General features: G+C 66.2%; 17 protein-coding genes. 11 read left to right on the top strand and 6 right to left on the bottom strand.

Annotation, left to right across the window (positions count from 1 at the left end; translation table 11 throughout):
- The first annotated feature begins 38 nt into the window (after positions 1-38).
- Together NO360_RS15065 and NO360_RS15060 are read left to right on the top strand one after the other, a co-directional pair.
- Complete coding sequence (locus NO360_RS15065) at positions 39-1,601, top strand: hypothetical protein (protein ID WP_256308667.1); 1,563 nt, start codon at positions 39-41, stop codon at positions 1,599-1,601.
- A 122-nt stretch (positions 1,602-1,723) separates the two neighbouring features.
- Positions 1,724-3,784: a hypothetical protein gene (locus NO360_RS15060; RefSeq protein ID WP_256308666.1), complete on the top strand. Its 2,061-nt coding sequence runs from the start codon at positions 1,724-1,726 to the stop codon at positions 3,782-3,784.
- A gap of 15 nt (positions 3,785-3,799) precedes the next feature.
- On the opposite strand, the gene NO360_RS15055 is transcribed toward NO360_RS15060, so the two are convergent.
- Entirely contained in the window at positions 3,800-5,227 is a 1,428-nt protein-coding gene (locus NO360_RS15055; RefSeq protein ID WP_256308665.1) for a hypothetical protein, read from the bottom strand.
- 3 nt (positions 5,228-5,230) lie between these two features.
- A complete protein-coding gene (locus NO360_RS15050; RefSeq protein ID WP_256308664.1) occupies positions 5,231-8,647 on the bottom strand; it encodes a tubulin-like doman-containing protein in 3,417 nt (1,138 codons plus the stop codon).
- A 130-nt stretch (positions 8,648-8,777) separates the two neighbouring features.
- Here NO360_RS15050 and NO360_RS15045 point away from each other — a divergent pair, with 130 nt between their 5' ends.
- Positions 8,778-10,586, top strand: coding sequence for a hypothetical protein (locus NO360_RS15045; RefSeq protein ID WP_256308663.1), 1,809 nt, complete (start codon positions 8,778-8,780; stop codon positions 10,584-10,586).
- A gap of 40 nt (positions 10,587-10,626) precedes the next feature.
- Complete coding sequence (locus NO360_RS15040; protein WP_256308662.1) at positions 10,627-13,983, top strand: hypothetical protein; 3,357 nt, start codon at positions 10,627-10,629, stop codon at positions 13,981-13,983.
- Between the two features lie 64 nt (positions 13,984-14,047).
- On the opposite strand, the gene NO360_RS15035 is transcribed toward NO360_RS15040, so the two are convergent.
- Entirely contained in the window at positions 14,048-15,823 is a 1,776-nt protein-coding gene (locus NO360_RS15035) for a vWA domain-containing protein (RefSeq protein WP_256308661.1), read from the bottom strand.
- Positions 15,824-15,980: 157 nt separating this feature from the next.
- Here NO360_RS15035 and NO360_RS15030 point away from each other — a divergent pair, with 157 nt between their 5' ends.
- Positions 15,981-16,358, top strand: coding sequence for a hypothetical protein (locus NO360_RS15030; RefSeq protein WP_256308660.1), 378 nt, complete (start codon positions 15,981-15,983; stop codon positions 16,356-16,358).
- 401 nt (positions 16,359-16,759) lie between these two features.
- Here NO360_RS15030 and NO360_RS15025 read toward each other — a convergent pair whose 3' ends face one another.
- Positions 16,760-17,761: a metal-dependent hydrolase gene (locus NO360_RS15025; RefSeq protein WP_256308659.1), complete on the bottom strand. Its 1,002-nt coding sequence runs from the start codon at positions 17,759-17,761 to the stop codon at positions 16,760-16,762.
- Positions 17,762-17,898: 137 nt separating this feature from the next.
- Between NO360_RS15025 and NO360_RS15020 the strand changes: the two genes are divergently transcribed.
- Positions 17,899-19,026 (top strand): aminotransferase class V-fold PLP-dependent enzyme, encoded by a 1,128-nt coding sequence (locus tag NO360_RS15020; protein ID WP_256308658.1) that lies wholly within the window; start codon positions 17,899-17,901, stop codon positions 19,024-19,026.
- Positions 19,027-19,077: 51 nt separating this feature from the next.
- Here the strand turns inward: NO360_RS15020 and NO360_RS15015 are convergent, their stop codons facing one another.
- Both NO360_RS15015 and NO360_RS15010 read right to left on the bottom strand, forming a co-directional pair.
- Positions 19,078-19,521 carry an arsenate-mycothiol transferase ArsC gene (locus NO360_RS15015; protein ID WP_256308657.1) on the bottom strand — a complete coding sequence of 148 codons (444 nt, stop codon included), beginning with the start codon at positions 19,519-19,521 and terminating at the stop codon, positions 19,078-19,080.
- Positions 19,522-19,858: 337 nt separating this feature from the next.
- Positions 19,859-21,325 (bottom strand): DUF4397 domain-containing protein, encoded by a 1,467-nt coding sequence (locus tag NO360_RS15010; RefSeq protein WP_256308656.1) that lies wholly within the window; start codon positions 21,323-21,325, stop codon positions 19,859-19,861.
- A gap of 373 nt (positions 21,326-21,698) precedes the next feature.
- Here NO360_RS15010 and NO360_RS15005 point away from each other — a divergent pair, with 373 nt between their 5' ends.
- The 5 genes from NO360_RS15005 (at position 21,699) to NO360_RS14985 (ending at position 25,212) form a co-directional block, all read left to right on the top strand.
- A complete protein-coding gene (locus NO360_RS15005) occupies positions 21,699-21,977 on the top strand; it encodes an ArsR/SmtB family transcription factor (RefSeq protein WP_256308655.1) in 279 nt (92 codons plus the stop codon).
- 63 nt (positions 21,978-22,040) lie between these two features.
- Positions 22,041-22,322, top strand: coding sequence for a DUF8036 family membrane protein (locus tag NO360_RS15000; protein ID WP_256308654.1), 282 nt, complete (start codon positions 22,041-22,043; stop codon positions 22,320-22,322).
- Between the two features lie 188 nt (positions 22,323-22,510).
- Positions 22,511-23,359 carry an aldo/keto reductase gene (locus tag NO360_RS14995; RefSeq protein WP_256308653.1) on the top strand — a complete coding sequence of 283 codons (849 nt, stop codon included), beginning with the start codon at positions 22,511-22,513 and terminating at the stop codon, positions 23,357-23,359.
- Between the two features lie 79 nt (positions 23,360-23,438).
- Positions 23,439-25,010 (top strand): pentapeptide repeat-containing protein, encoded by a 1,572-nt coding sequence (locus NO360_RS14990; protein WP_256308652.1) that lies wholly within the window; start codon positions 23,439-23,441, stop codon positions 25,008-25,010.
- A 79-nt stretch (positions 25,011-25,089) separates the two neighbouring features.
- The gene (locus NO360_RS14985) at positions 25,090-25,212 is read left to right on the top strand and encodes a hypothetical protein (protein WP_256308651.1); all 123 of its coding nucleotides are present in this window, start codon (positions 25,090-25,092) and stop codon (positions 25,210-25,212) included.
- The last annotated feature ends 76 nt before the right edge of the window (positions 25,213-25,288 follow it).

Genomic DNA, 25,288 nt, shown 5'->3' with positions numbered 1-25,288 from the left:
GCGAGCACAACGGACGGTATGTAATAGACGCTGACAGAATGGCAGACCCCGACCCGTATTCGGACGACCCCTACGAGTGCCTCGGCGTGTCGAGAGACGCATCTACGACGGAGGTGACGGTGGCCGCCGCGAAGGCGAAGAAGAAGTTCCTCCCGGATCACTACCCCGACGAGGAGAAAGAAGCCGCCCGGGAGAAACTGTATCGCGTCCGTGCCGCAGAGGACGCGATCACCGACGGCGAACCGTACCCGCCTGAGGACGAACTGGAAAAGCCGCCAGGCCCGAAACCCAAACCCTCGCCCGCGACGCTCGAACTCGCGCTCCCGAAGCCCGAGCCCCAGGTGGGCGAGTCCGTCACGGTCTCGGTGACGGCCGACGGTGACTCGCTCACCACGGGGCAGTTACGGGTGGGCGGCGAACGAACCGTCCCGATCCGGAACGGTTCTGCGACCGTCACGTTCGAGGAACCCGGTCCGACGGAGCTACGAGCGACGGCCGACGGGGTCGATCGACCGACGGAGCCGACGACCAGACGCGTCGAGGTGCGGCCGCGAGATCGGTCGATCGCGGTGTTCTGTACCCCGTCGGAAGCCCGCGTCGGAGAACCGGTCTCCATCGAGGTCAGAGACTCGGCCGGCGAGCGCGTGACAGCCGGGCGCGTCGAGACCGACCGCGGGCACAGCCGGTCGCTGGACCGCGGTGAGGCGACGCTCTCGTTCGAGGACCCCGGCACGGTTACAGTCGAAGCGATCACCGAGGGCGGAGCCGCGGGGTCGACCACGGGGACGGCGGCGGTGACCGTCTCGCAAACCGAACTCGAACTGTCGCTCGTTCCAGAAGCGTCGACCGTCCGCGCGGGCGAGACGGTTCCGTTCACCGTCCGCGACGAGACCGGCTCACGGGTCGATGACGCGACGGTGAGAAGCGACGGCGGCGAGACCGCGGTCACAACCCGGGGGCGCGCTCGGCTCACGTTCGATGAACCGGGGGCCTGGACGGTTACCGCCGAGAAGGACGGTGAACTGACCGAGTACGTACCGGCGGAGACCGAGATCACGGTCGAACCCGAGTCCGTCAGGCACGCGCTGGAGCTCTCGGAGCCGGAGCCGGCGGTCGGAGAGTCGGTCGAAGTCCTCGTCCGCGCGAGTACGGGCGATCCTGGATCGGGGATCACGGTCGAAGCCACCCACGGGGAGAGCGGGAAGACGTCGCGGGCGGAGACGGACGCGACGGGCCGGGGCCAGTTGACGTTCGACGAACGGGGCGAGTACGCGGTCGAGACGAAGTCCCCGCCGGACGGGCCGACGGCGGAGACCGACGAGACGACGGTCGAGGTGCGGCCAGCCTCGGCTGCGCTCGCCCTGATCCCGGCGCGAAGAGAGGTCCCACCGGAGACCGAGGTAGAGTTCACCGTCCGCGATAGCTTCGGGAAGCGCGTGGCGGGAGCGACGGTCCGCGCGAACGGAAACACCGCGGAGTCGGACGAGCGTGGCGTCGCCTCGCTCCGCTTCGAGTCGCCGGGCGAGTACGAGGTCGCCGTGCGAAAGCCGGAGTCGGCAATCGACTACGAGGTCGACAGTGTCGACATCGAGGTGGGCTGAACCCGGCGCGGTCAGACGACAGCGACGCCGATTCGAAAGGAGTGGGAAGCGACCGTTCCGCCGGACGGTGACGGTACCTGAACATATTAGTATATCCGACCGGAACCAATCTTCAATCGAAGATGGGTGAGCCGAATCCATACGCCGACGACCCCTACGAGTGCTTGGGCATCGGCCCGGACGCCTCGAAGATCGAGGTCAAGGTTGCCGCCGGGAAAGCGATGAACAGATACAACCCAGACAAAGTCGCCCCCGAGCGCAAGCACGAAGTGCGGAAGAAGCTCTATCGGATTCGGGACGCGAAGCGGGCGATCCTCGACGGCGAAGCGTTCGGCGACCCCCCGGAACCGGAACCAGACGCGGGGTCGTCCGGCTCCGACGACGGGACGCCGGGACCCGAAACCGGCGGGCGCACTCGGGACCCGGAACCCGTGTCGCTGACCCTCGAAGTGGTCTCGTCGGCGCCGACAGTTGGGGAGGACGTCACCATTCGCGTGGTCGAGGAGGACGGCGAGGGCGTCGGCGACGCGACCGTCGAGTTCGGCGACGAAACGAAACCGACCGACGAGGACGGGACGGCGACGTTCACGCCGGAGTCGTCGGGAACGACGAGGATCACCGCCGAGAAGGAAAGCGACGAGCGAGAGTACACGGACGCGGCGCTGACGATCGAAATCGAGGAACGCACCCGAAAGTTGGACGTGTGGGTGCCGGAGTTCGCGGTCGCACCGTCGACGACGGTGGAGCTCACCGTCACGGACGACGACGGACACGCGGTCGAAGACGCGACGGTCAGCACCGACGGCGAAGAACTCCGGACCGGATCCGACGGGACGGTGTCGGTCGAGTACGACGCCCCGGGAACCTACGACGTGTTCGCGGAGAAGAGCGGGTGCGAGGGGGATTTCGAACAGGTGCGCGTCGAAAAGCGGACCGAATCGCTCGGCATAACGAGCGACGCCTCGACGGTGCGGGTGGGCGAGACGGTCACGTTCGACGTCGAGGGCGGTGGCGGGCCGGCGGTGACGGTCACGTTCGCCGGCGAGTCGAAACCCGTCGAAGGAGCGGGCCGCGTCTCGTTCGAACCGGATGCGGTAGGGACGTTCACTGCGAGGGCCAGCGTTCCGGACACCGACGAAACCGAGTACGAGGACGCGACGGTGTCGGTCGACGTCGAGCCCATCCCGCTGTCGATCGGAGCGGAGGACTCGACCGTCCCCACGGACACCCCGGTGCAGTTCGCCGTTGTCGACGAGGAGAGCCGCGATCCCGTCGACGACGTGACCGTCGTCACGTCCGCCGGAGACGAGGCGTCGACGACCGACGGTCGGGTCAGCTTCAAGTTCGCAGACAGCGGCGAAGTCGAGGTGCGCGCCGGCGACGACGACGACCGCTACGAGACCGCGGTGGGTCGGATCACCGTCGAGCCGGCCGAACGCGAACTGGCGATCGAAGCCGGCGTCGAAGCCGTCGAGGCGGGCGAGCCGTTCACCGTCACCGTGCGGGACAGCAGCGGCAGCCGCGTCGAGAACGCCACAGTCGAGATGGCGGGCGAGACGTGGACGACCGACGAGCGGGGTCGCGCCCGCGTCGCCACGTCTATCGCCGATAGGCACACGGTCACGGCACGGAAGCGCGACGGCGTGACCGACTACGTCCCCGCGGAAACGGTGGTCGGCGTCGGCGATCTCGAACCGCTGTCGCTCGACGCCAATCGGACCGAAATCACCTCGGGCGACTCGGTCCGGTTCACGGTCCGGGACGACCGGACCGACGGCCCGGTCGAGGGAGCGCGGGTCGAAGCGGAACACCAGTACACCAACGAGAGCACAAAGCGGGAGACCGACGAAGGCGGATCGTGCGTGATGACGTTCGACGAGGGCGGCCGGGTGGACGCGAAGGCCTATCAGGTGATCGACGGGGTCCCGGAGGAGTCGAACACGCTCCGGGTACAAGTCGAACGGACGAAACGGATCGACCCCGAATCCTCTGGAGAGTCCATCCTCGGCGACATCGATCCGGAGGCGGCGGTCGGGAAGGTGCTGATGTTGGCGACCGTCGCGGCGCTCGTCGTCGGGATCGGAGCCATCATCCTGCAGGGGTTCGACGGGGTGTGGATCCTCGGCGTGTCGTTGGGGCTGGCGGCGGTCAGCGTGGTCGGATATATGCAGATTATGCTGTGAGGGGCGGCCGGGGACTCACGACCGGAGGGCTTCGAGGAGTTCGTCGGCGTTCGCGACGAGTTGGTTACGCTCGGAATCAGCGTGCTCGCGGCTGATCGGAACGACAGAGCACGGGAACGGCGAGCGTTCGCCCACGTCGGGGAGCTTCGCCGCGTCGTCGTCGGCGACGACCTGGTTCAGCCACTCGCGGAGTTCGAACTGGAACTGCCCGTAGTTGTCCGGGCGCGCCGCGCCCAGGTCGACCTCCGTGTCCCGGGTCCGGGCGTAGCGCTCCGTCGCTCGGTCGGCGTCGGTCGCCACGACGAGCACGTTGCTGTCGCCGCCGGCCGCCGCACAGAGTTCGTAGTACGTCTCGAGATACCCCGGTGCGGTCGCGTCTTCGAGGTCCTCACCCGCCAGCGCGCGGCTGAGACTCGGGTCCGAGAGCGGCACGACCAGGAGGACGAGATCGGCGGTTTCGAGGCGACGGGTGAGATCGCGGCCCCCGCCGACGACCGGCAGGTTCGCCGAGAGCCACCGGCGGAGCGTCTCGAAAACCGACGACGACGGGCGGAGTCGGTCGAGGGCGCGGTCGATCTCGTCGCTGTACAGCGTCTGGACGTCGTACCCGTCGGCGGTGACGGAGGTCCACCGGTCGAGGGGTCCCGAGGGTTTGAACCGGAACTCGACGGTCGAGGAGAGCGGGTCGACGTCGCCGTCGTGGGTCAGTTGGGCGCGCGCCTCGTTCAGTTCGGTGCCCCCGCTGACGATGTACGTATCGAACGCCGTCTTGGCGCTGTCGTACAGCCCACAGAGCAGCACGGTCTCGGAGTCCCGGTGACCGCTCGGGGTCACCACCAGGATGTCCTGTCGGTCGGTGTACTGCACGAACCCGCTGAAGAGACCGCCGAAGACGAGTATCGATCCGGCCTGAACCGCGGTCTGTGTGAGCGGCACGCTCGTCGTGGTCTGCAGATCGACGAACCCCACGACCAGCGCGGCGAGGGTAGTCACGTACAGCGCCCGGACCGCGAGCGGGAACTCCCGCCGCCGAAGCCCGAAGAGGATCTTGTCGATCGAACCTGAGAGGAGTCCGACCAGCAGGCCCAGAAGCAGGAACGGGGACAGCGAGAGCCAGGGGACGAACCAGACGCCCCGGGCCCAGAGCGCCGCCGCGAACGGCACCGCCGCGACGGCCAGAATGCCGGCCTGGATCCGCTTGGACTGGTCGAGTCCGAACAGCAGCAGCCACCCGAGGACGACGCCGGCCGGGACCACCACGACCAGGTTGATGTCCCAGCCGGTCGCCCGGAACACGGAGTGAACGAGCGTGTAGACGGCTCCCTCGGTTTCCCACGCGGAGATCACCATCCCCGATAGCGGCCACGCGGTCACTAGGATGACGGCGACGGACGCGAGGAGGAAGGCCGCGTCGCGCCGTCGGTCGCCAGCGAGCGCCCCCATCCGTCACTCGTCGCCGTCTTTGTCGCCGATCGGGACTTTGCTGTCGAACCGTTCGATGTCGTGGTACGCCAGCAGCCGATCGACGATCGTCGGCTCGTCGTTGTCGAGGACGAACAGTGCGTCGTCGTCGTCGTTGAAGTTGAACAGCCGGTCCCGGTGGACGAATCCGCCGTCGTATTCGCCGAAGAAGTCCCCGGTCCCGGTGTCGATCCCGTCGAGGCCGTGAACGTGCCTGATGAACCCGTCGTCGCCGAGGTCCCGGCGCTCGGACTCGTAGGCGTTCCGGTACTCCTTGCGGAACGGACGGAGGTTGTCCGCCATCACGCCGCCGACGAACACCGTCGTCGAAACGTCCCACGGGCCGCCGAACGCGACGCGGCGTGGGTTGTACTGGCCACCGCCGTCCAGATGGATCGACCCGTTCTCTAAGATGTCGGCGATTTCGGTGAACCGCGCGCTGTCGCCCTTCGAACGCGGATCTTCGAACATCCGGCTCATATAGACCGGCGCGATCGCGAACTGGTTGTAGTTCGGATTGGCGGCCTCGCTGTGGCTGATGGAACTGTGGGCGAGCGGGAGGTACTCCGACTGTCGGTCGACCAGTTCGGCGACGTCGCGGATATACGTCCGGATGTAGCTCTGTTCGGTGTCCCACAGTCCGGCCTCGTCGATGTCGGGCCGTCCGAGCAGCGCGCCGCGGTCCTGCGCGCTCTTCATCTTGACGTACGGGCCGCTCTCGACGGAGCCTTCGGTGCTCTCGGGGATGTCGTCCGGCTCCATCCGATCCTCGTAGAGTTTCGTCAGTTTGATCCCCGTTTCGAGAACCCCGTCAAGCGCCGAGTACTTGTCACGGACCGTCCGCTGCCGCTCCAGTTTCGCCTCCGCGTTCTCTCTGGCGGCGGCGAAGGGTTCGACGTACGCGGCGTAAAACGCGTCGTAGACGGCGTTGGTGTCGTCTTCGGACTCTTCTGTCAGGTCGTGGATCAGGCTCTGCGATCGCGTCGCGTCCGACTCGTGCAGCGCCGAATCCAACGCCGACTCGAAGTCGTAGGGGTCGGCACCGAGGGCGGGAAGCGCCGTCAGATTCTCGACGTCGTTGAGCTCGATTCGGCCCCGGTCGGCGTCGTCGAGGTCGAGGTCTTCGGCGCGGAAGTCGCCGCTTTCCGCGCGGTCGACGATCTCCGAGAGCGAGGTGGTCGGACGCTCGATGTACTCCTCCAAGGAGTCGAGGAGGTTCTGAATCAGCGTGTCGCGATGGTTCTCCAGTTCCTGCTGCACCGCCGCGACGGGGTCGGCCTTCACCTGGACGTAGAAGTCGTTCGTGTCGGGACCCCAGTCGGCGACCTCGTAGATGTCGGGCTTGATCTCGCGCCGTGCGTCGGAGTACCGGTTCGAGGGGTCGGTGTTCTCGAACATCGCGCCGATCCGGTCGAGGACCCCCTCCTTGTTTTCGGCGTCGAGCCACGCCTGCCGCGCCTTGCGGAGGTTGAGAACGGAGTTTTGAATCTCACCGGAGGAGAGTTCGCTGAGTCCGACCTCGGAGAGTTTGGCGTTGAGTTCGCCGAACTCGTCGAAGTTCAGTTTCTCGATGCGGACCTGATCTGAATCGGGGTCTCGAACCGCGGTCGCCGCGGAGTTGATCGCGTTGTCGAGGTCCGTCAACAGCTCGTCGATCCGCGCGTAGTTCTCCTGGAGGCTGATGAGTTCGGAGACGGTCTCGTCGTAGTTCCGTTCCCAGGCGTCGATGGCGTCCGCGAGTTCCGCGGTCGCCAACGCCTCGCCCAGTTCGTAGTCGTGCTTCCTGTCGCGGAGCACCGAGAGCGACCGGTTGGCGTCGTCGAGTTCCGCCTTGACCTTTCGTCGTTCCGGCGTGCCCTTACTCCGCGTGTTGAGTGCGGCTTCGATGCCGTCCTGCTCGATCCCCGAATCGAGCATATTCTTGGCTTTGAACAGTTCGCGCCGCTCGCGGACGGTCTCCAGCGCCTGTGTCACCAGGTCGTAGAGCTCCTCGTCCTCCGAGCGGTCGAAGCCGCCCGGCGGTCGACCGAAGTTGCCCTCGACGAAGGTGTCCGGCAGTTCGTTGACGACCGCGCGCTTTCGCTCCTCGTGATCGTCCTCGTCGAAGTCGGGGTTCGCGAGGATGTCGTCGTTTCGCAGCGAGTCGAGTTCCGCGGCGATGTCCGGAGCCGCGTCGTAGCCCGAGCGCGCCAGGTCGTCGAGTTGCACCAGCGACTCGACCTCGTCGATCCGCTCGTGGAGGTCGTCCAGTTCCTCCTCGCGAAGCCGGTAGCCGTCGCTGGAGCCGTACTGATCGTACTCCTCGTAGACGCTCTCGTGGTAGTCCGAGAGGAACGAGACGACGTCCTCGTACAGGGACAGTTCGGTTTCGCGGATCGAGTCGTGTTCGGTCGCGTACGTGGAGAAGTTCTCCCGGGACTTCTTGATCCCGGGAGCGTCGAATCGGATGACCTGCGGCACCGCGACCGTGAACGGGGCGTAGGGGGCCGGGCCCGCCGTCTTGTCTGGATTGAGCTTTCGAGGGATGTTCGTTCCGCGGGTGTTACAGTGCGCCAGGATGGCGTTGACGACGGCTTCGTCGAAACCGGTGTCGTCCTCGGCCGGGCCGTAGGGAAGCAGGACGATGTTTCTGAACGGGTTCTGGTCGGTGAGCGAGAGGTACTCCAGTTCCGAGAGCGCGGCGTAGGCGTTGGCCTTGATGTCGGTGTCCTCGTCGCTTTTGGGGATGATTCCGAAGAGCGTGACCTCGACGTCCGCGTCGTTTTCGAGCGCCCGGGCGAGGTCGAGGAAGATCCCCGATCCCGTGCCGCCGCCGAGGCCGACGACGATGTCGACGTGGGTGCCGGAGTCGGCCGCGCGGACCAGTTCGTGGATCGGGTCCGGCCCCGCACGGCTGGCGTAGTAGAGCCCCTTCCCGAGCGCCCGACGCCGAACGACGCCGTTGGAGTAGTTCTCTTTGGTGTCGATGTCGTCGCCGCCGAACCACCAGCAATTCAGGTTCGTGTTCGCCGCAAAGTCGTTGATGACGGACTCGCTCACCAGTTCGTGTCCAGCGACGTCGGCCCCTTCGACGACGTTGATGTAGTTGATTTCGGGCTCGTAGACGGCGGTGTCGTAGGATTCGGCCATCTCCCCGATGCGGTCGTTGATCCGGTTGCATCGCGGCACGTCGATTTTCACCTGTTCCTGTTCGGTCTCGACGACGAAGGCCTGCAGCAACTCGTTGGGGACACCCTCGCTGCCGTCGCCCGGTTCCATCACCTCCCGCATAATCCACTCGTTGTGATCTCCGTCCTCGTCGTCGGGGTCCCGGACGGACATCATCTGAAAGACGACTTCCTTCCCCGCACCACCGATCCCAACGATGGTGTCGGGGACGTTGAATCGCTCAGTCGGGTCCATACCGATTGCTTGCCTGACTCATTGATAAAAAATTCGGACTAACTTCTGACAAGTCAGCCGAAACTCGGCTCACAGCGGACTGTACCCCTTCCATAGTATTTATAATACAGAAATGTGACTCCTGAGTGTAATGACGCTAATCGGAAGAGTTGACATTTGGGACGCCTGGCGGCGGCTCCAGGGGCTCTCCCCGGTTCACAGGCGGGAACTGAAGATTCTCTTCGTCCTCACGCCGCTGATGCTGGTGAGCGGCGCGGGCGTGTTCTTGATGCTGGCGGAGGCCTGGAACGAACGGCCCCTCGGGCTCTCGTTTCACATATTCTACGGGGCGGCCCACGTGCTCGGTATCGACCCGCACGATCTATTCATCTTCGGGTCGTTCCTGTTCATCGGGCTCTTCGTTCTGATTTCGCTGGACGAGTACAAGCAGACGAACGGCGTGCTGCTTCTCGGCGTGACGGCAATCGGTGCGGCGCTACTCCTGCAACGGGGCGTGTTCGTCGAGTACGTCAACTGGACGCAGTCGCCCGCCGTGATGGTTGGCGGGTTCCTCTCGGGGATCGGGATCGGGGGGCTAAAACGGGACTCGAACGGTATCTATCACGATCTGACGCGGTCGCGGCCGAACGCGTCGGTCCGGGAGTTCGACCGGGCGATGCCGCGGGTCTTCTACCTCGTCGGCATCATCGCCGGCGTCGGGTTGTTCGAGCGGGTATTCCAGTACGACAGCCCGATCGTGTACCTCGGTGATCGGGTCGTGCTCCAGCCGTTTCAGTTCCTCTCGATCGAACTCGGCGAGACGCTCCCCTTCGTCCTCGCGACGGGGGTGTTCCTGGGAACCATCTACCGGTTCCGATCGAACCTCTACGACAAGGAGATCATCGTCCTCGGTGCGACCGGGTCGGGGAAGTCCAGCCTGATGGCGGGGTTGGACTACTCCATCGAGGGATACATGAGCGGCGGGCGCCGGGCGGCGAAACCGAGCGAACCGTTGCGGAAACTCAGCAGTCGCCTCGGCGACGGCGGCTTGAACGCGTTCCCGTCGACGCCGAAAAACCAGGCGCTCCCGCTCGAGTTCAGCTACAAGCACGGCGTGTTGTTCCCGCGCAAGGTGACGATCCGGACGCTCGATTACGCCGGCGACCACCTCCAGGGACTGAGCCCCCACGAGAGCCCGGGGGAAGTCGCGACCGACGACATCGAAGAGGTGTTCGACATCGCGCGCTATCTGCTCGACAACGCCACTCCGGAGGGGGCGGAGGACGCCGGCAGCGAGTGGTACGACGTCGACTGGTTCGGAGACCGAGACCACATCGGCACGGATCCGTACAGTATGGAGGCGTTCGAGACGCCGGTCGGCGAAGCGAGGATGGGGAAGGCCGAAATCGTCGAGGAGCTGGTGAAAGATATGGTCTGGCACGCCGATAGCATCGGGATGCTCTATCCGCTCGAGGATTACGCGTTCATGACGTTCGAGCGGGGAACGAACCCGCCCTACATCGAACCGGACTACGACGAAGAGCGCGTTGAGCCGTTCACCCGACCGCGCGACGTCGGTGCGTACCAGGACACGTATCACCGAATCGACAACGGGGAACAGTACCTGGACACGGACATCTTCTACATCGCGACGTTCGCCGATCTGGCAGTCAAAGACTACGATTACTTCTCGGACGGGGCGAGCCGAGGGTTCGGACACCTCGACCGATGGGATCTCTTCGCGAGCCACATCAAAGCGGAGTTCCTGAACGCGGGCGACGATCGGTTCGGCGATTCCGAACTCACGACGGACAGCTACGACCTCGTCCCGGTGTATTATCCCATCGAGAACACGTCTCCGATCGGGAGCGACGAGGAACTCGAAATCGACCTGAACACCGCCGACAGCAGACTGCCGCTGCACGGGAGCCAAGAGCTCCTGGATCGAATGGGCGAGTGACCGAGACGACCACACAGACCACGCACCACCGGAGTGAACGATGAAAGACGAACTCTACCTGGCGTCGGGCGAGAACCTGCGGACCGAGGAACCGAACGAGCGCATCGAGTCGTTTCACGCGCACGACGTCGAGTTGTACTTCGAGCCGGACAGCGCGCTCGTCTTCCGAATCGAAGCGACCGCCGGTGGATCGGAGGGGGCCGTCGAGACGTTCTACGTGGAGACCGAAGTCGACGCCAACGTCACGAACTTCAAGAAACTGCCCCGGATCATCAGTATGCGGCTCGACGAGTACCCGTTCAGATTCGACAAGGGGACGGAGTACAACCGCAATCGGGTCGGCGTCCTGGAGACCGGCAGGGGCTCTCTTCCCGGCGACGACAGACACGTCACCGGAGCGCGGTTCGAGTCGTCCGATTCGCCGAGTATCGTGGAAGTCCCCACGGTCGAAGCGGGCTTCAGGGTGTTCAACTACGTCAGGAAGAACCACGACCGGAGCGTCGTGGTGAGTCGGGAGCGGCCGCCCGCGAGCAGAAAGGCGTCGGCAGACGTGCAGATTGTCGTCCGCGAGGAGGCCGGTGAGCCCTCCTTCTCCTCGGCGTTCGAGCAGGCCGACGTGGACGGACCGGCGGCCGGTCATCCTAACGGCGTGCCGTCTGAACCGGCCCCCGAGAGCCCACGGAAGCCGACCGAACCCCAGGGGGCACAGTCGCAACCCGACGAGAAGCGGTCCGAGTCGGAAGAGCGAACGGGGAACGTCGCCGGCGGGGAACCGGAAGGTACCGGACGGACCGCCGAGGAGACGGCCGCCTCCTCGGGACCCCCGGAGCGACCCGAGCCGAAAGAACCCCGTTCGGACAGTGACGCGGGCCGGCGGCGTGACGATGAGCTCGGAAGCGATCCGGTCGGCGGAGCGGAGAACCAGACAGAACCGAGTCCGGCCGACGACGGATCCGGCGAGGAGAGCGCGACGGACCCGGCGGGTGACGAGTCGAAACCGGTCGAAGAACACGAGCGGTCGCGGGCGGAGAACGCGACGCCGGAGCGCGGGGAGACCGATCCCACGTCCGACGAACCAGTTTCGAACGAACCGGATATTGACGAACGGGAACCGGACCCGTTCGCGGGCCCAGACAGTGACGGAGCAGACGCCGAACTGCCGGCGAACAGGCATTCCGAAACCGAGTGGACGGGGGACGCAGCAGACGGGACACGGACTGGTTCGCCCGACGGCGAGGCGACGAGCGGTGACGAACAGACCGCGAGGAGCGAGGCAGCAGACGAGGAACCGACGTCGCCGGCGTCCGAAGGGAGAGGTTCTACGGGCGACGCGGAGCCACTCGTGCCGCCCGACGCTCGCCTCAGAGTGTACGACGGACCGACCGGAGAACTGAAGTACGACTCCCACGGCGACGCGGCGGGAGAGAACGCGAGCGTTCGCGAGTACTACCACGAGGATCTGGACCTGCTGTATCGGCCCGAAGCGGGCGTCGTCGTCTGTTATTTCAACGCCCAAGAGAACGCGCCGCAGCAGGTTATGGGCGTCTACGAGGCGCCCGGTATGAGCGGCGGGCGGCTCCTGAAGGGGTTCAAAGAGGCCGTCGAGCGGTGGCTCGTCGACGAGGCGGGCTGGGACGTCCTCGAATCGGTCGGCGGCAAGCAGACCACGTACAACGAACTGCTCGATGCGGAGGTGCTGGAACCGGATCTGAGCGCCGAAGAGCGCCGACAGATACTCCGCGGGGGGTCCATCTACTTCGGGACGAGAAACCGGTACGACGCGATTCAGCTCTTCCAGTACGTGTACGGCCAGACCGACGGGAACGCCTCGATCGCGATCTGTGGCAACGGCCGAATCGAGGCCGTCGACGACGTCGACGCCGTCATCCAGCCGGGGATCACCGACGCACCGGTCGAACCAGTCGCCGAGTCCAAGGTTCGGCTCGATTACGCCCGGTTTCGCGAGGGGGTCGAAGCGTTCAGACGGCAGCTAACAACGCTTCGGGACGACGTCACCGGCCGATTCGCCGGCCGGAACCGGCAGCGGGCGCTCGCGGCGGCGCTGAACACCGAGGCGGCCGCGGAACGGGATCTGCTGGTCAGTTATGGCGATCCTAACCGCCGTGCCAACGAGGAACTGGCGTTCACGGCGACCGTGCTGTTCCTCGTGGCCGCCATCGCGGGAGTCGGGTATCTCGCGTGGAGCGGGCTGGCCGGGGGCGCGTTCTCGGCGTTGGGCGGTCAATCGACGGTGTCGTTTCTCGGATCGTCGCTCGTAGAACCGTATCTCGGCGACCTCAGCGTCTCGCTGTCGCAGTCGATCCTCGTCGGCGTCGCCGTCGGCATCGTCCTCGTCGGCGCGGGAGTCGCGGCCGGCAGACTGATTCCCGTGGCGTCGTCTCTGAAGCGGCTTCTGCGCGGCGCTCCCGGCGGGTCCGTCTCGACGGACGCGCTCGGCGATAGGGAGACCGACCCCGGATCGCTCCTCGCCGAACTACACGAGTATCACGCGAGCGTGCCGGAGGACCACTGGGACGGCCCGAGCGACTTCCCGTCGATCGTCGAGGAGCGGGTCTTCGAGCAAGTCGAGGGAGTCAAGCTCCAGTTACGCTCGAAGAGCGAGGCGGAGTCGCGACGGACGAAGCGCTTCGGAGTCGGAGTCGTACTCGGTACGTCTCTCGGGGGCCTGTTCGCGCTCGTCCTGTACGCGCTGCTCACGAACTTCAGCGACTACGCCGGAACGTTGCTCGGGGTCGGAGAAGCGGTCGTCAGCGCCGCTCCAGTCCTGCTGCTCGTGGGCATCGCCTCGGGAGTGAGCTACCGGCTTTGGACGTCGAGAGGCGACCGCTCCGAGGATTCGGATTCCGCCGACGAGCCGGGACGGGATGGAGACGGGACCGACCGTGGCGAAGCAGCCAACGGGGCGGCTGATCGCGACGAAGTCGAGAACGGAGCGGACGGTCCCGGGGAACCCGGAGGAGCGAGAAAAACCAAGGGTTCGATCGCCGAACCGACCGGAGACGCGTCTCAGACCGGATCTCGAACCACCACATCGGGAGCTGTGCCGGAAGGGTCCGCGGACCAGCAGGCCCGCCGGACCACGGACACTGGACCCGGTGGAGGGACTGACGCCAATCGGACGGCTGGGTCAGCGGGGAAGGCGCAGACTGAACGGGCAGAGAATCCGGATAAGACCGGCAACGCCGAGACTGACGATGTCGGCCGTAGGAGCTACCTGAAGGTGGCCGTCGTCGCCGCGGTTGCCGGCGGGCTCCTCTTCGCAGCGGCGGCACTCGAGGCGGGACCGCAGTGGGCCACTCAGCTTCGGCTCGCTATCGGCGGCGCAGCATTGCTCTTTCTCGCTCTCGTCGGCTACGTGGTCAGCGTATTCGGCTGAGAGTCCGGGGCGCGGAACGCAACCGTTTCGGATCGCGCGGGAGCCCACCAGAGCGAGAATCCGCCTACACCACGTCGATACGGGTCGTCGCCGACTCGTGAGCGCCGCTCTCGGTGTCGACGAGTTCGACCGTGACCTCGCCAGTCCGATCGAACTCGAACTGACACTCGCCCCGCGAGTCGGTGACCGCCGCGTGGCCACGGTCGGTTTCGAGCGTCGCGTTCGCGACCCTCGAACCGGTACGGTCCCGAACCGTGACTGAGACTTCGGCGCCCACGTCGACAGTGACACTGCTCGGTTCCAGAACGACTGGGATCGGGTCGTCCTCGTCGTCACCGCCGGCGGCCGCGTCGTCGCCGGACTCGGCGTCTTCCCTCGTGACCTCGTCCGTCACATCCGCGTCCGTGACCTCGTCGTCGCCGGATTCGTCGTCTTCGGTCGGTGCCGCACCGCCGACCGTGAGCGTCTTGGCATTCGGTGCGTGGGCCGGGTCGGAGCTGTCCACCCGGAGTTCGACCGGTCCCGACTCTTCGAAGCGGAGCGTGGCCGTGCCGCGGGAAGAGGTCTCGGCCCGCTGCTCCCGTGCTTCGAGAACCGCGCCCTCGATTCTGCCCGAGGGGCCGCGCACGGTGACCGAGACTGGCGCGCCGACGGGCGGCTCCTCGTCGTCGATCTCCATCACGAGCGGAGTGGCGTCCTCTGACGTGTCCTCGTCGGACTCGGCACCGCTATCGTCGTCGGAGCGCTCTTTGACCGCGCCGCGGTCGCGGTCTCGAATCCGGTCTTCGGGTCGTTCGTCGACGGCGGCGCGGTCGCGATCGCGGACCCGATCTTCCGGCCGCTCGTCGACCGCGGTTCCCGCCGTGAGCTCGTCTTCCTCGCACTCCGGCGGGAGCGTCTCGTGACCGGGGACGGAGATGAAACTCGAATCCGACCCGGAGCCGAATCGGGGGTGGTCGAACTCGACGGTGACCGACCAGTCCTCCCCCGGCGGCGTGCAGGTGTGGACCGTGAGAACGTACGTCCCGACCAGCAGCGCGATGATGCGATCGAGCACCCAGTCGAACTCCTCTTCGTCGATGTCGGTCCAGAGACCACCGGCGTCGCCCGCGAGACCTTTGACGCTCCCGGGGCCGTCCGCGCTGCCGAACTCGTCCGGAGCGACCGCGACGAAGGTCACGTCCCGCCGGTTCAGGTCCGCGGCGACTTCCTCGCGCGTGTAGTCGGAGAAGCCGCTGCCGTCGCCCTGGTAGTGTGACGAGGCGTCGGTGATGTCGACGAACACCGTCGTCGCCTCGTCGCGGAGGTCGAGTCCGAGCGCCGTCTCGATGGCGTCGTAGTTCGCCTCGGGAGCGTCGCCGCCGGCGCTGGCTTCCAGGTCGTTCACCGCGGACTTCAGTTCGGTGGGATCGCTCGTCAGCCCCTGGTCCACCTCCGGGGCGTCCTTGAACGAAACGAGGCCGTACCTGGCGTCGATGCCCCGGTCTGCGATGGCCGTCGTCAACTTCGTCACGCCCCGTTTCGCGCCGTCGATCTCGTCGTACATACTGCCGGTGTCGTCGAAGACGAACACGAGATCGAGGGCCGACGCCCTGAAATCGAAGTCCCGGATCGGAGTCCGCTCGCCCTCCTGATACACGGTAAAGTGTTCTTCGTCGAGTTCGCTGGTGTCCTCGGTGTCGACGTTGACGTGGATGTCGACCAGCGGATACTCCGAGACATCGACCGATTCCGAGCGGTCGATGTCGCCTTTGCGTCCCAGTCGGGCCGGTCCGTCGTCCCGCGACGGCCGGTCCCCGTCCTCGCTGTCACCCGTGGGTGGAACGATACGTACGTTCACACTGAGATGATACATTAATCACACAATAAACGTTGGTGGAAGGCGGGCCCGACCCGGAGTCGGCGCGGGCGCCGGCGCCCGAAGCGACCGATCGGTCGGCGTCCCCCTATGCGCGCAGTCCGATACCATCATTACGGGTCGCTGATACCTCGCGTGTATGTCGGGATCCGACTCGCTGGAGTGGCCCGAGAAGTTCGACCGAACGCCGAGCGGCGAACGGCGGCCGTATCCGCACAATTTCCGGGTCGATCGGGAGGACGCGATGGACAAGATACACGACGAGTTGCGGAAGATGGGCGTCGAGAACGCCCGCGTGGAGACGGGAGGGGCGTCCGATCCGGGGGTCGTCGTCTACTTCACCCGCGACGGGCAGGATTTCGCCGTCCCCTGCGATCGCTGGGACAACCGCCGAGACAACGCCCAGGCGATCGCGAAATATCTCGACGCCAAACGGGCGCTCGATCGCTACGGGGTGACGACCGTCGAGAGCGAGTTCTCCACGGCCGCACTGCGCCTGACGAAACGCGAAGACTGATCGAGTCGAGGGTTCGTGCACGATCCGCGACGAGAACCTAGATCAGAGACGATGATCCACCCGAGGCCGAAACGGCGACAACGGTGGAACGGTGCCCCAGCCCGTCTGCTGATTCGGAATCGGACGTCCGATGCGTCAGACATATACACAAGACTTTTACTCGATTCGCGGAATGTCTTGATACGGTCACGGACGAACGTCCCCGGCGGGCGCGCGGGTAGGGGTACGCGAGCGAACGTCGGGCGTCGTCCGATGGACATTTTTCGGGGCTACCGTCGGAGCGAAGCCGCCAGCCGCAGGTGCCGGCCGAAGACAACGAACGGAGCGCTCAGACTGAGGAGCGACGCGTCGGCGCGCGAGCCCCACGCCAACTTCGGCGACGCGACCACCGAGCCCCGAACCTACGCGAGCGCCACGTAAACGACGGCATACCCGACGAGCGCGACCGTGGTCCCGGCGAGCGCGATGGCCACGACGCCGAAGTTGGGCCGGAGTCGCTCCGCGGCGGCCACGTCGCGGCGCACGACCGTCCGGACGGGCGAGACCGAACGGTACCACGAGAGCACGCCGCAGACCGAACCGACCGCGAGGATCGAGAACACGAAGTGATACGAGACATCGAGGGTAGGGGGGACGAGGACGATGGCCGCAGCGCCGTACGCCGCTCCCAGCGCGGCGCTCCGGTCGGAAAACAGGCGGATCGAACGATCGGTCACTCGCACGACGGCCAGCGCAGCGAGCCAGATGACCGCCAGTTCGAGCGCGAACGCGCCCAGCAGGTGGATCGTCGGGTCCGAGTGGAGGAGCACTCGGCTATCGAACAGTCCGAGGTCGAACGGGTACAGCAGCTGCGGCGGCGCACCGGTCACGAGGTCACCCCACGGGTGGGTGAAGAGTCCGACCGTCGCGGCGGCCGCGACGGTCTGCGGCGCGAGGTCGGTCCGGCGGGCCGCCAGGGTCGCGAGTCCGGCCCCACCGAGGACGAACGCCCCCATCACGACGCCGCCGAGGGTTCCACTGACGGCGATCGCGACGGCGACGAGACCGACGAGGCCGAAGAGCCCCCCGGCCGCCGCGACGCTGGAACGCTGGGTGGGACGGCCGCCCAGCGAACTCCAGAGACCGAACGCGGGAGCCGCGACCGCCGCGACGACGAGCGAGTGCGTCATCGACCGGTGAACGGCGTTGGCGGCCTCCCAGAACGCCTCGGGGTTGACCGACCCGCCGCCGAGGAACCGCCCGCCGTCGACGGCCGCGACGGCGTACACGACGTCGATATCCGGGAGGGCGGCGAACGCGCCGGCGACGGCACCGAACGCCAGCGCGCGGCGGACCGGCCAGCCTCGCCAGTCCGCGAACAGCACCGCCAGGGCGAACGCGAGCATCGCGTGGCCGATAAACACGTTTCATATCGCCGTGCTCCCGGAATATAAGCGTCCCGTAAACACGTTAGCAAGGTACACACTTGGAGAGGCGATGCATCGATCGGGACGCCAGCGCGTCGACAGTCTCTAAGTATCGACGGCGAAAAGGTGAGATGATGAAGACGCCAGGCGACATCCGTGACGCCGTCCCCGTGTTCGAGGAGACGCGCTATCTGAACACCGGCGCGAGCGGGCCGAGTCCCCGTCCGATCGTCGAGCGCGCCCAGGAGACCATCGAGGCCCACGAGTGGGACTCGGCCGCGGATCCCGGACCGTACCCATACGCCTTCGACCTCTACGACGACGTCAGAGCGGACGTCGCGGCGTTCGTCGGAGCCGAGACCGACGAGATCGCGCTGACGCAGAGCACGACGGACGGGATCAACCGCATCGCCTGCGCGATGGAGTGGGAACCGGGCGACGTCGTGGTCCGCACGGACCTCGAACACCCGGCCGGGGTCCTCCCCTGGGAGCGACTCGAACGTCGGGGGTGTGAGGTTCGCGTCGCGCCCACGGAGGGTGGTCGGATCGACCGCGACGCCTACCGCGACGCCGTCGCGGACGCGAAACTCGTCTGCCTGAGCGCGCTGACGTGGAACTACGGGACACACCTTCCGGTGGCGGAACTGGTCGCCGACGCGCACGACGCCGGCGCGCGCGTCCTGGTCGACGCGGTTCAGGTACCGGGACAGTGCGATCTCGACCTGCACGAGTGGGGCGCAGACGGCGTCGCGATGGCGAGTCACAAGTGGATGCTCGGTCTCTGGGGCGGTGGATTCCTCTACGTGAACGACGACGTCGTCGACGAACTGCACCCCGGACAGATCGGCTACCGGAGCGTCGAGGAAGCCGGGGACGAGGAGTACGAACTGAAGGCCGGCGCGCCGCGATTCGAGATCGGGACGACGAACCCCGCTCCGTACGCGGCGCTCTCGGAGTCAATCGAAATGGTGGAATCCGTCGGCATCGACACGATCGAGTCCCACATCGACGGACTCGCGAACCGGTTCGTCGACGGCGCGCCCGAGGGGAAACTAGTCAGTCCGCGCGATCCGGAATCGGGACTCGTGACCGTCCGCGTCGACGACCCCGAGGAGACGGTGGATCGGCTTCGAGCGGACTATGGGGTCGTCGTCCGCTCGCTCCCGGACCCCGAGGACGCAGTCCGCGCCTCGCTGCACGTCTACAACACCGCCGGGGACGTCGACCGCCTGCTGGAGGGGCTGGACGAGATCGGGTGGTGAGCGGGCGATTCTGCCGAACGGAACCCCCGAACAGCCTGTTTTCAAACCGCTTCACTCGACCTCCTCGAAGAGGTCGTGCACACGCCGTTCGATCTCGTCGCGGATCGCCGCGACCTCCGCGGGCGGTCGGCCGTCGGGGTCCTCGAGCCCCCAATCCCGGTTCTCGCCGGCCCATCCCGCGGGACAGACGTCCTCGGCCGAACAGCCCATCGTGACGACGAGGTCGCACCCCTGAATCTCCTCGAAGGTGATCTCGCGTGGCGTCCGCCCGGAGAGGTCGAGGCCGACGGCGTCCATCGCGGCGACGACTTCCTCGTGGACGTGATCTGCCGGCTGCGTGCCGCCAGTGAATAGGTCGATTCGATCGTCGAGCCCGCGCCGCTCGCGTTCGCGGCGAGCGAACGCGTACGCCATCTGCGAGCGGCCGGCGTTCTGCACACAGACGAACGCGATGCGAGTCGGCGTAGCGTCGGGGCCATCCAGGTCGTGCGTCATAGGTAGAGTCGATCGGAAAATAGTTGAATAGAAATTCAATTAAATCTTTCGAGTGAGATGGTGTCAGATTTCGATTAGAACAGATTTGTGCGGGATATAATCGAGAGAACCCCCATATATCCGGGACTGAAGTAGGATTTACTCGGTGCCAAAATTGAAGACGGGTGAGTTACCGAGATCATTTGAGGGATATCCAGTACACTACATCTGTACAAATAGTAAATCGTACGGGTGTCTTCTCGGCGTCGGTCCGACCGTGCGTTTCCTGCCCGGAATCGGTATGCCAGCCGGACCGAGAGAGGGTGCCTCTGGAGGGTCGCGGGATCCGACCGGTCGCCTACTCGGTGTCCTGAGCGACGATCAGATCGAAGGGCGTGTCAGCGGGTTCGTCGTCCGGCGAGAGGTAGCCCGCCGCGAACGCGGTGTAGACCTCGCCGCCGGCCAGGCTCACGTCGAAGTCGGCGACGACGTCGCCGTCGTTGCTCTCGGTGTCGCCGCGGACCTGCACGGTGTAGTCGTTCGCCGGTACCTCCACGTAGCCGGAGCCCCCGTAGGCAACGCCGTCGTAGAGGACGTCGCCGCTCGATTCGGCCGTCACGTCGACCGCCGGCGCGTCGGGCGAGGCGTGGACGAGGCGGAGGCGAGCGGTGTCTTCGCCCGGGTCGCTGTTGTCGTCGGACAGGACGAGCGGTTCGAACGACTGGTCGGCCTCCTCGCCGATCTCTCCGATCGCGGCGACGGTGTAGGCCTGGCCGGCCTCGACGCCGACGTCGCCGGAGAAGACCACCGTGTCCGCGTCGCCGGCGGCCGTGATTTCGACCGTTCGATCCCCGGCGGGGACGTCCAGATACGCGCTCGTCGCGCCGAAGGGGACGTCCTCGAGGACGGCGTCGCCGTCGACGTACACGTCCACGTTCGGCGCGTTCGGCGACATGTGTGCGACGCGAACGCTCGCCGGGTCCTCGTCCGTTCCGCCGCCCATCATCTCCCCTTCGACGTCCTGGGCCACGACGAGGTCGAACGGCGTGTCGGCGGGTTCGTCGTCCGGCGAGAGGTAGCCCGCCGCGAACGCGGTGTAGACCCCGCCGCTGCCGAGGCTCACGTCGAAGCTGGCGACGACGTCGCCGTCGTTGCCCTCGGTGTCGCCGCGGATCTGGAGGGTGTACTCGCCGGCGGGGACCTCGACGTAGCCGGACTCGCCGTAGGCGACCCCGTCGTAGAGCGCGTCGCCGCTGGATTCGACCGTCACATCGACCGCCGGCGCGTCGGGCGAGGCGTGGACGACCCGGACTCGCGCCATCTCTGAGCCGGGGGCGGAGTTGTCGTCTTCGAGCACGAGCGGTTCGAACGACTGGTCGGCATCATCGCCGATCTCCCCGATCGCGGCGACGGTGTACGCCGTCTCGGCCTCCACCGGGACCGGCCCCGAGAAGACGGACGCCGACGCGTCGCCGGCCGCCGTGATCTCGACTTCCCGTTCCCCGGCCGGAACCTCCAGGTACGGACTGACGGCTCCGAAGGCGACGTCTTCGAGCACCGCGTCGCCGTCGATGTACACGTCCACGTTCGGCGCGTTCGGTGACAGATGCCCGACGCGGACCATCGCGGTCCCCGCGGGGGTCTCCGTCGGCGTCTCAGTCTCGGTGGCCGTCGGAGTCGGCGTCGCCGTCGGCATATCGGTAGCAGTGTCTGTCGCGGTGCCGCTGCTACCCGTCCCGCCGCAGCCCGCGAGCCCCGCGATTCCGCCGGTTCCGATGCCGATGAGCACTCGCCGTCGAGTCGTGTCTGATGTGTCAGATGTCATCCGTCTCAGTCGACGTTTGACAGAAATATAATAGCTTTCGCAGATCAGACTAAAATCTCACTCAAATCCCCCTCAAATGGATCTTCAGAGCCTAATTCGGCAGAGGTGACTCGCGCGACGAAAGGATTTTATGCGCTATTCTCGGATATATGAAATACGGAGGGAGAGCATCGTCGCATCGATTGGGCACAGGAGCGATCGGACCGGTGGCGGCCCGCGTCGTCCGCCGGTCGTCGCAGGCCGCGGGGCCGGTGGAGGCACCGGCTACCGTGGGAATCGTCTCTGGGCTTCGCGGGGCGGCGGGTCCGACGGTCAAGGGCTCGCAACCGGACGCCGGAGGTTTCTTAACGGCACACGCAGAACCGTCGCAGGGATGGATACGGTCCTCTGGCAGACGCTCGCGGGCACACGCGGGGGACCGAACCGCGCCCGTATCCTGCGCGCGCTGGACGAGCGACCGCGGAACGCCAATCAGTTGGCCGAGGAGTTCGACCTGGCGTACAACACGATCAGACACCACCTCGACGTCCTCGAAAACAACGGGGTCGTCGAGAGCAGCGAGGCCGACTACGGAACGGTGTATCTGCCGACCGATCGGACGCGGAACCACTGGGACACCGTCGAGACGATCATCACACAGGTAGAGGGGTAACATGACTCACAGGCAAATTCATCGGGGCTCGAACCGACGCACGAGCGGAGGGGAAGTGACAGTATGTCGTTGATGCTCGACGCCGCCCGCGTCGCCGCGGGACTGAACGTGCTGCTGCTGTTGGTTATGATCGGCGTGTGGGCCAACACGTACCGCGAGGTCCGCGCCCCGTTCACGCTGGCTTCGATCGTCTTCGCGGGGTTCCTGCTGGCCGAGAACGCGGTCGCGCTGTACTTCTATTTCAACGCCCCCGCGATGCCGACGGTCGCCGTGCAGGTGATGATGATCCTGCAGATACTCGAAACGGCGGGGATCGGCGTTCTCGCGTACGTTACACTGCAGTAGTCCGGATCCCCTCAGCGGGTCGCGAACCACCCCAGACGCCGTCGTCGTCTCCGCGGTCCTCCTCGTCATCGGTTATCTCTCCCTCGCCATCGTCACCGAGTACCTCGCTCTCGCCGTCCGCACGCTCAGCTGCCGGTGAACGTGTCCGCCGCCGGATGACTTACTTTGCTCGCTCCTGACCACCCGATATGACACGCAGAAACGCGAGCGACACGTTCGAGATCGGCGGCGAACTGCCCGTTCACCGACTGGGCTACGGCGCGATGCGACTCACCGGCGAAGACATCATCGGCGAGCCCGACGACGTCGAGAACGCGAAGAAAGTGCTCCAGACGGCGGTGAGCCTCGGTATCGATTTCATCGACACCGCGGACTCCTACGGCCCCGGAGTCAGCGAACGTCTGATCGGGGAGACGCTGGCACCGTACGCCGACGACCTCGTAGTCGCGACGAAGGGGGGACTGCTCCGAAATAGGGAGGGCGAGTGGCTGCGGTCCGGGAGCCCGGACAGCCTCCGGAACGCGGTGTTGGCCAGCCTGGACCGGCTCCGAACCGACAGCATCGATCTGTATCAGTACCATCGCGTCGACCCGGACGTCGACCTCGAAGAGTCGGTCACGGCGCTCGCCGAACTGAAAGACGACGGCGTGATCCGACACGTCGGCCTCAGCAACGTGAGCGCCGAACAGTTGGAGACCGCGCGGGACATCGTCGACGTCGCGACTGTCCAGAACCAGTACAACCTCGCGAACCGCGAGTCCGAGGCGGTCCTCGACGTCTGCGAGTCCAACGACATCGGCTTCATCCCGTGGTTCCCGCTCGGCGCGGGCGACCTGGGCGAGAAGGCCTCGGTGCTGTCGGACGTCGCCGACACCCACGACGCCTCCGAGTACCAGGTCGCGCTCGCGTGGCTGCTCCAGCACTCGCCGGTGATCCTGCCGATTCCGGGTACGTCGTCGGTCTCCCACCTCAAGGAGAACGTCGCCGCCTCGCACCTCGAACTGTCCGACGAGGAGATGCGGCGGCTGGACGAATAGCGGCTCCTGCCACGGCTTCGGGACGCGGCATCGACGATAGTATCAATAGACCGCAGCCGACAGATCCTCCGGAACACAGATGGGCGACTCCTCGGGGACGCGGTGTACGTTCACGTTCGACCCCGCGGCCTGGAGCGAGCAGGTCGGGACGAGAAGTCCGTTGTACGGGGACCTCCTGGAAGACGGGGAGGTCTGGCGGTGTCCCCACGAGGCCGGCGGCGACGCCGAGAGGTGTCTCTTCCACCGCCCCGTGGCGGAGAAAGACGACCAAGCCGTCAGAAACGCGTTTCTCGAACAGATCGACGAGGTCGGCCGGAAGCCGAAGCAGTTCATCGGGGCGCGCTTCGGTGCGCTCGCGCTCGACCACCGAATCGTCGAGTGCCGGGACAACCACCGGATCGACCTGCGGCACGCCCGGTTCGAGGGCGAGACCAACCTCCGCTATGCGATCGTTCGACAGCCGCTCGCCCTGGAGGGCGCGACGTTCGCCGCCCGGCCGATATTCACCGAGACCACGTTCGAGGGCGAGGTGTACCTGAGCAAGGCCGCGTTCGAGACATCCGCCCGGTTCATCGAGGCCGAGTTCTCCCAGGGCGTCTGGGGGTACAAGACCGAGTTCGCCGACGCCGACTTCCATATGGCGGAGTTCGGCGGGCCGGTCGACTTCAGCGAGGCGGCGTTCGAGTCGGCGCAGTTCCGGGAGAACGAGTTCGCGTCGGTGGCCCGGTTCGAACTCGCCACCTTCGAGTCGGTGACGTTCTCCGGCAGCCGGTTCGGCGGCCGCGTCTACTTCGACGAGGCGACGGTGCCCGAGAGCGTGAATCTGGGAAAGACGGCGTTCGAGGCGTCGGCGTCGTTCGAAGACCTCGAACTCGACGTCGGTCACTGCTGTGTCGACCTGGGTGAGGCGTCGATACCGTCCGGTCGACTCCACGTGCCCGAGTCGGGGACCCTCGTGTACGACCTGGCCGACGCGACGCTCGGCGACGTCGAGATCGCCGGTGCGGAAGCGGTCGAGCGACACATCGATCGTTTCCGCGTGCTCAACACCACGTTCGACGGGTTCGACTTCGGTCGCTACCGAACGTTGCTCCACGAGCGAGACTGGAACGTCCACGCGGTGGTCGACGTCCCGGAGCTCGACGACGGTGCGGGATCGCCCTCGGCCGGAGACCTCGAGAGCACGTACCTCAAGGCGAAGAACGGTGCGAACGACATCGGCGACACCAAGGCAGCCGCGGAGTTCTTCCGGCGGGAGATGCTCAGCAGACGCGACCAGTACGTCCCGACGACACTCGATGGCGACGCTGATCCCCGAGAGCGCGTCGCCGCCGCGGGCAGGTGGGCGGCGAACTCGCTTCTGAACGTCACGGCCGGGTACGGCGAGCGTCCCTCGCGGGTGATCGGCGTCTCCGTCGGCACGATACTCCTGTTTAGTGGGCTCTTCGCCGTCGTTCAGCCGGTTCCGCCCTACGAGACGTCGATCGGCTATCTCATCCTGAGCCTCGAATCGTTCATCACGCTCGTCTTGGGCGGTGCAGAAGACGTCGGAAGCCCCTGGATCCGCCTGCTGGCCCAGATCGAGGGGTTCGTCGGCGCCTTCCTCATCGCGCTGTTCGTGTTCACGTTGACGCGCTCGATACACCGGTGATCGTCGGATCGAGTGAGGACGACGCGGCCACCCGGCGATATTTGTGTGAGAAACACGTACGACTCACCGGGGTGAGACGATGCCCCTGGTACCGCACTACCCGACCGACGAACCGAAGCGTGACCGCCGCGCACCGGACATCGACGAGATCGTCGACGACATTCTCGGGAGCGGCGACGACCCACAACCGGTCGTCGGGTGATCCCGAACCTCCGGGGTGCGGCACCGCATTCTTTCGCGTCGCGGACGGATCGTTCGGACCGGGAGAGCGGGATCTC

This window comes from Halobellus litoreus, assembly GCF_024464595.1.
GTDB classification, from domain to species: domain Archaea; phylum Halobacteriota; class Halobacteria; order Halobacteriales; family Haloferacaceae; genus Haloquadratum; species Haloquadratum litoreum.
Note: the sequence above shows the minus strand (reverse complement) of the source record. Positions and strands in the feature narration are given on the sequence as shown.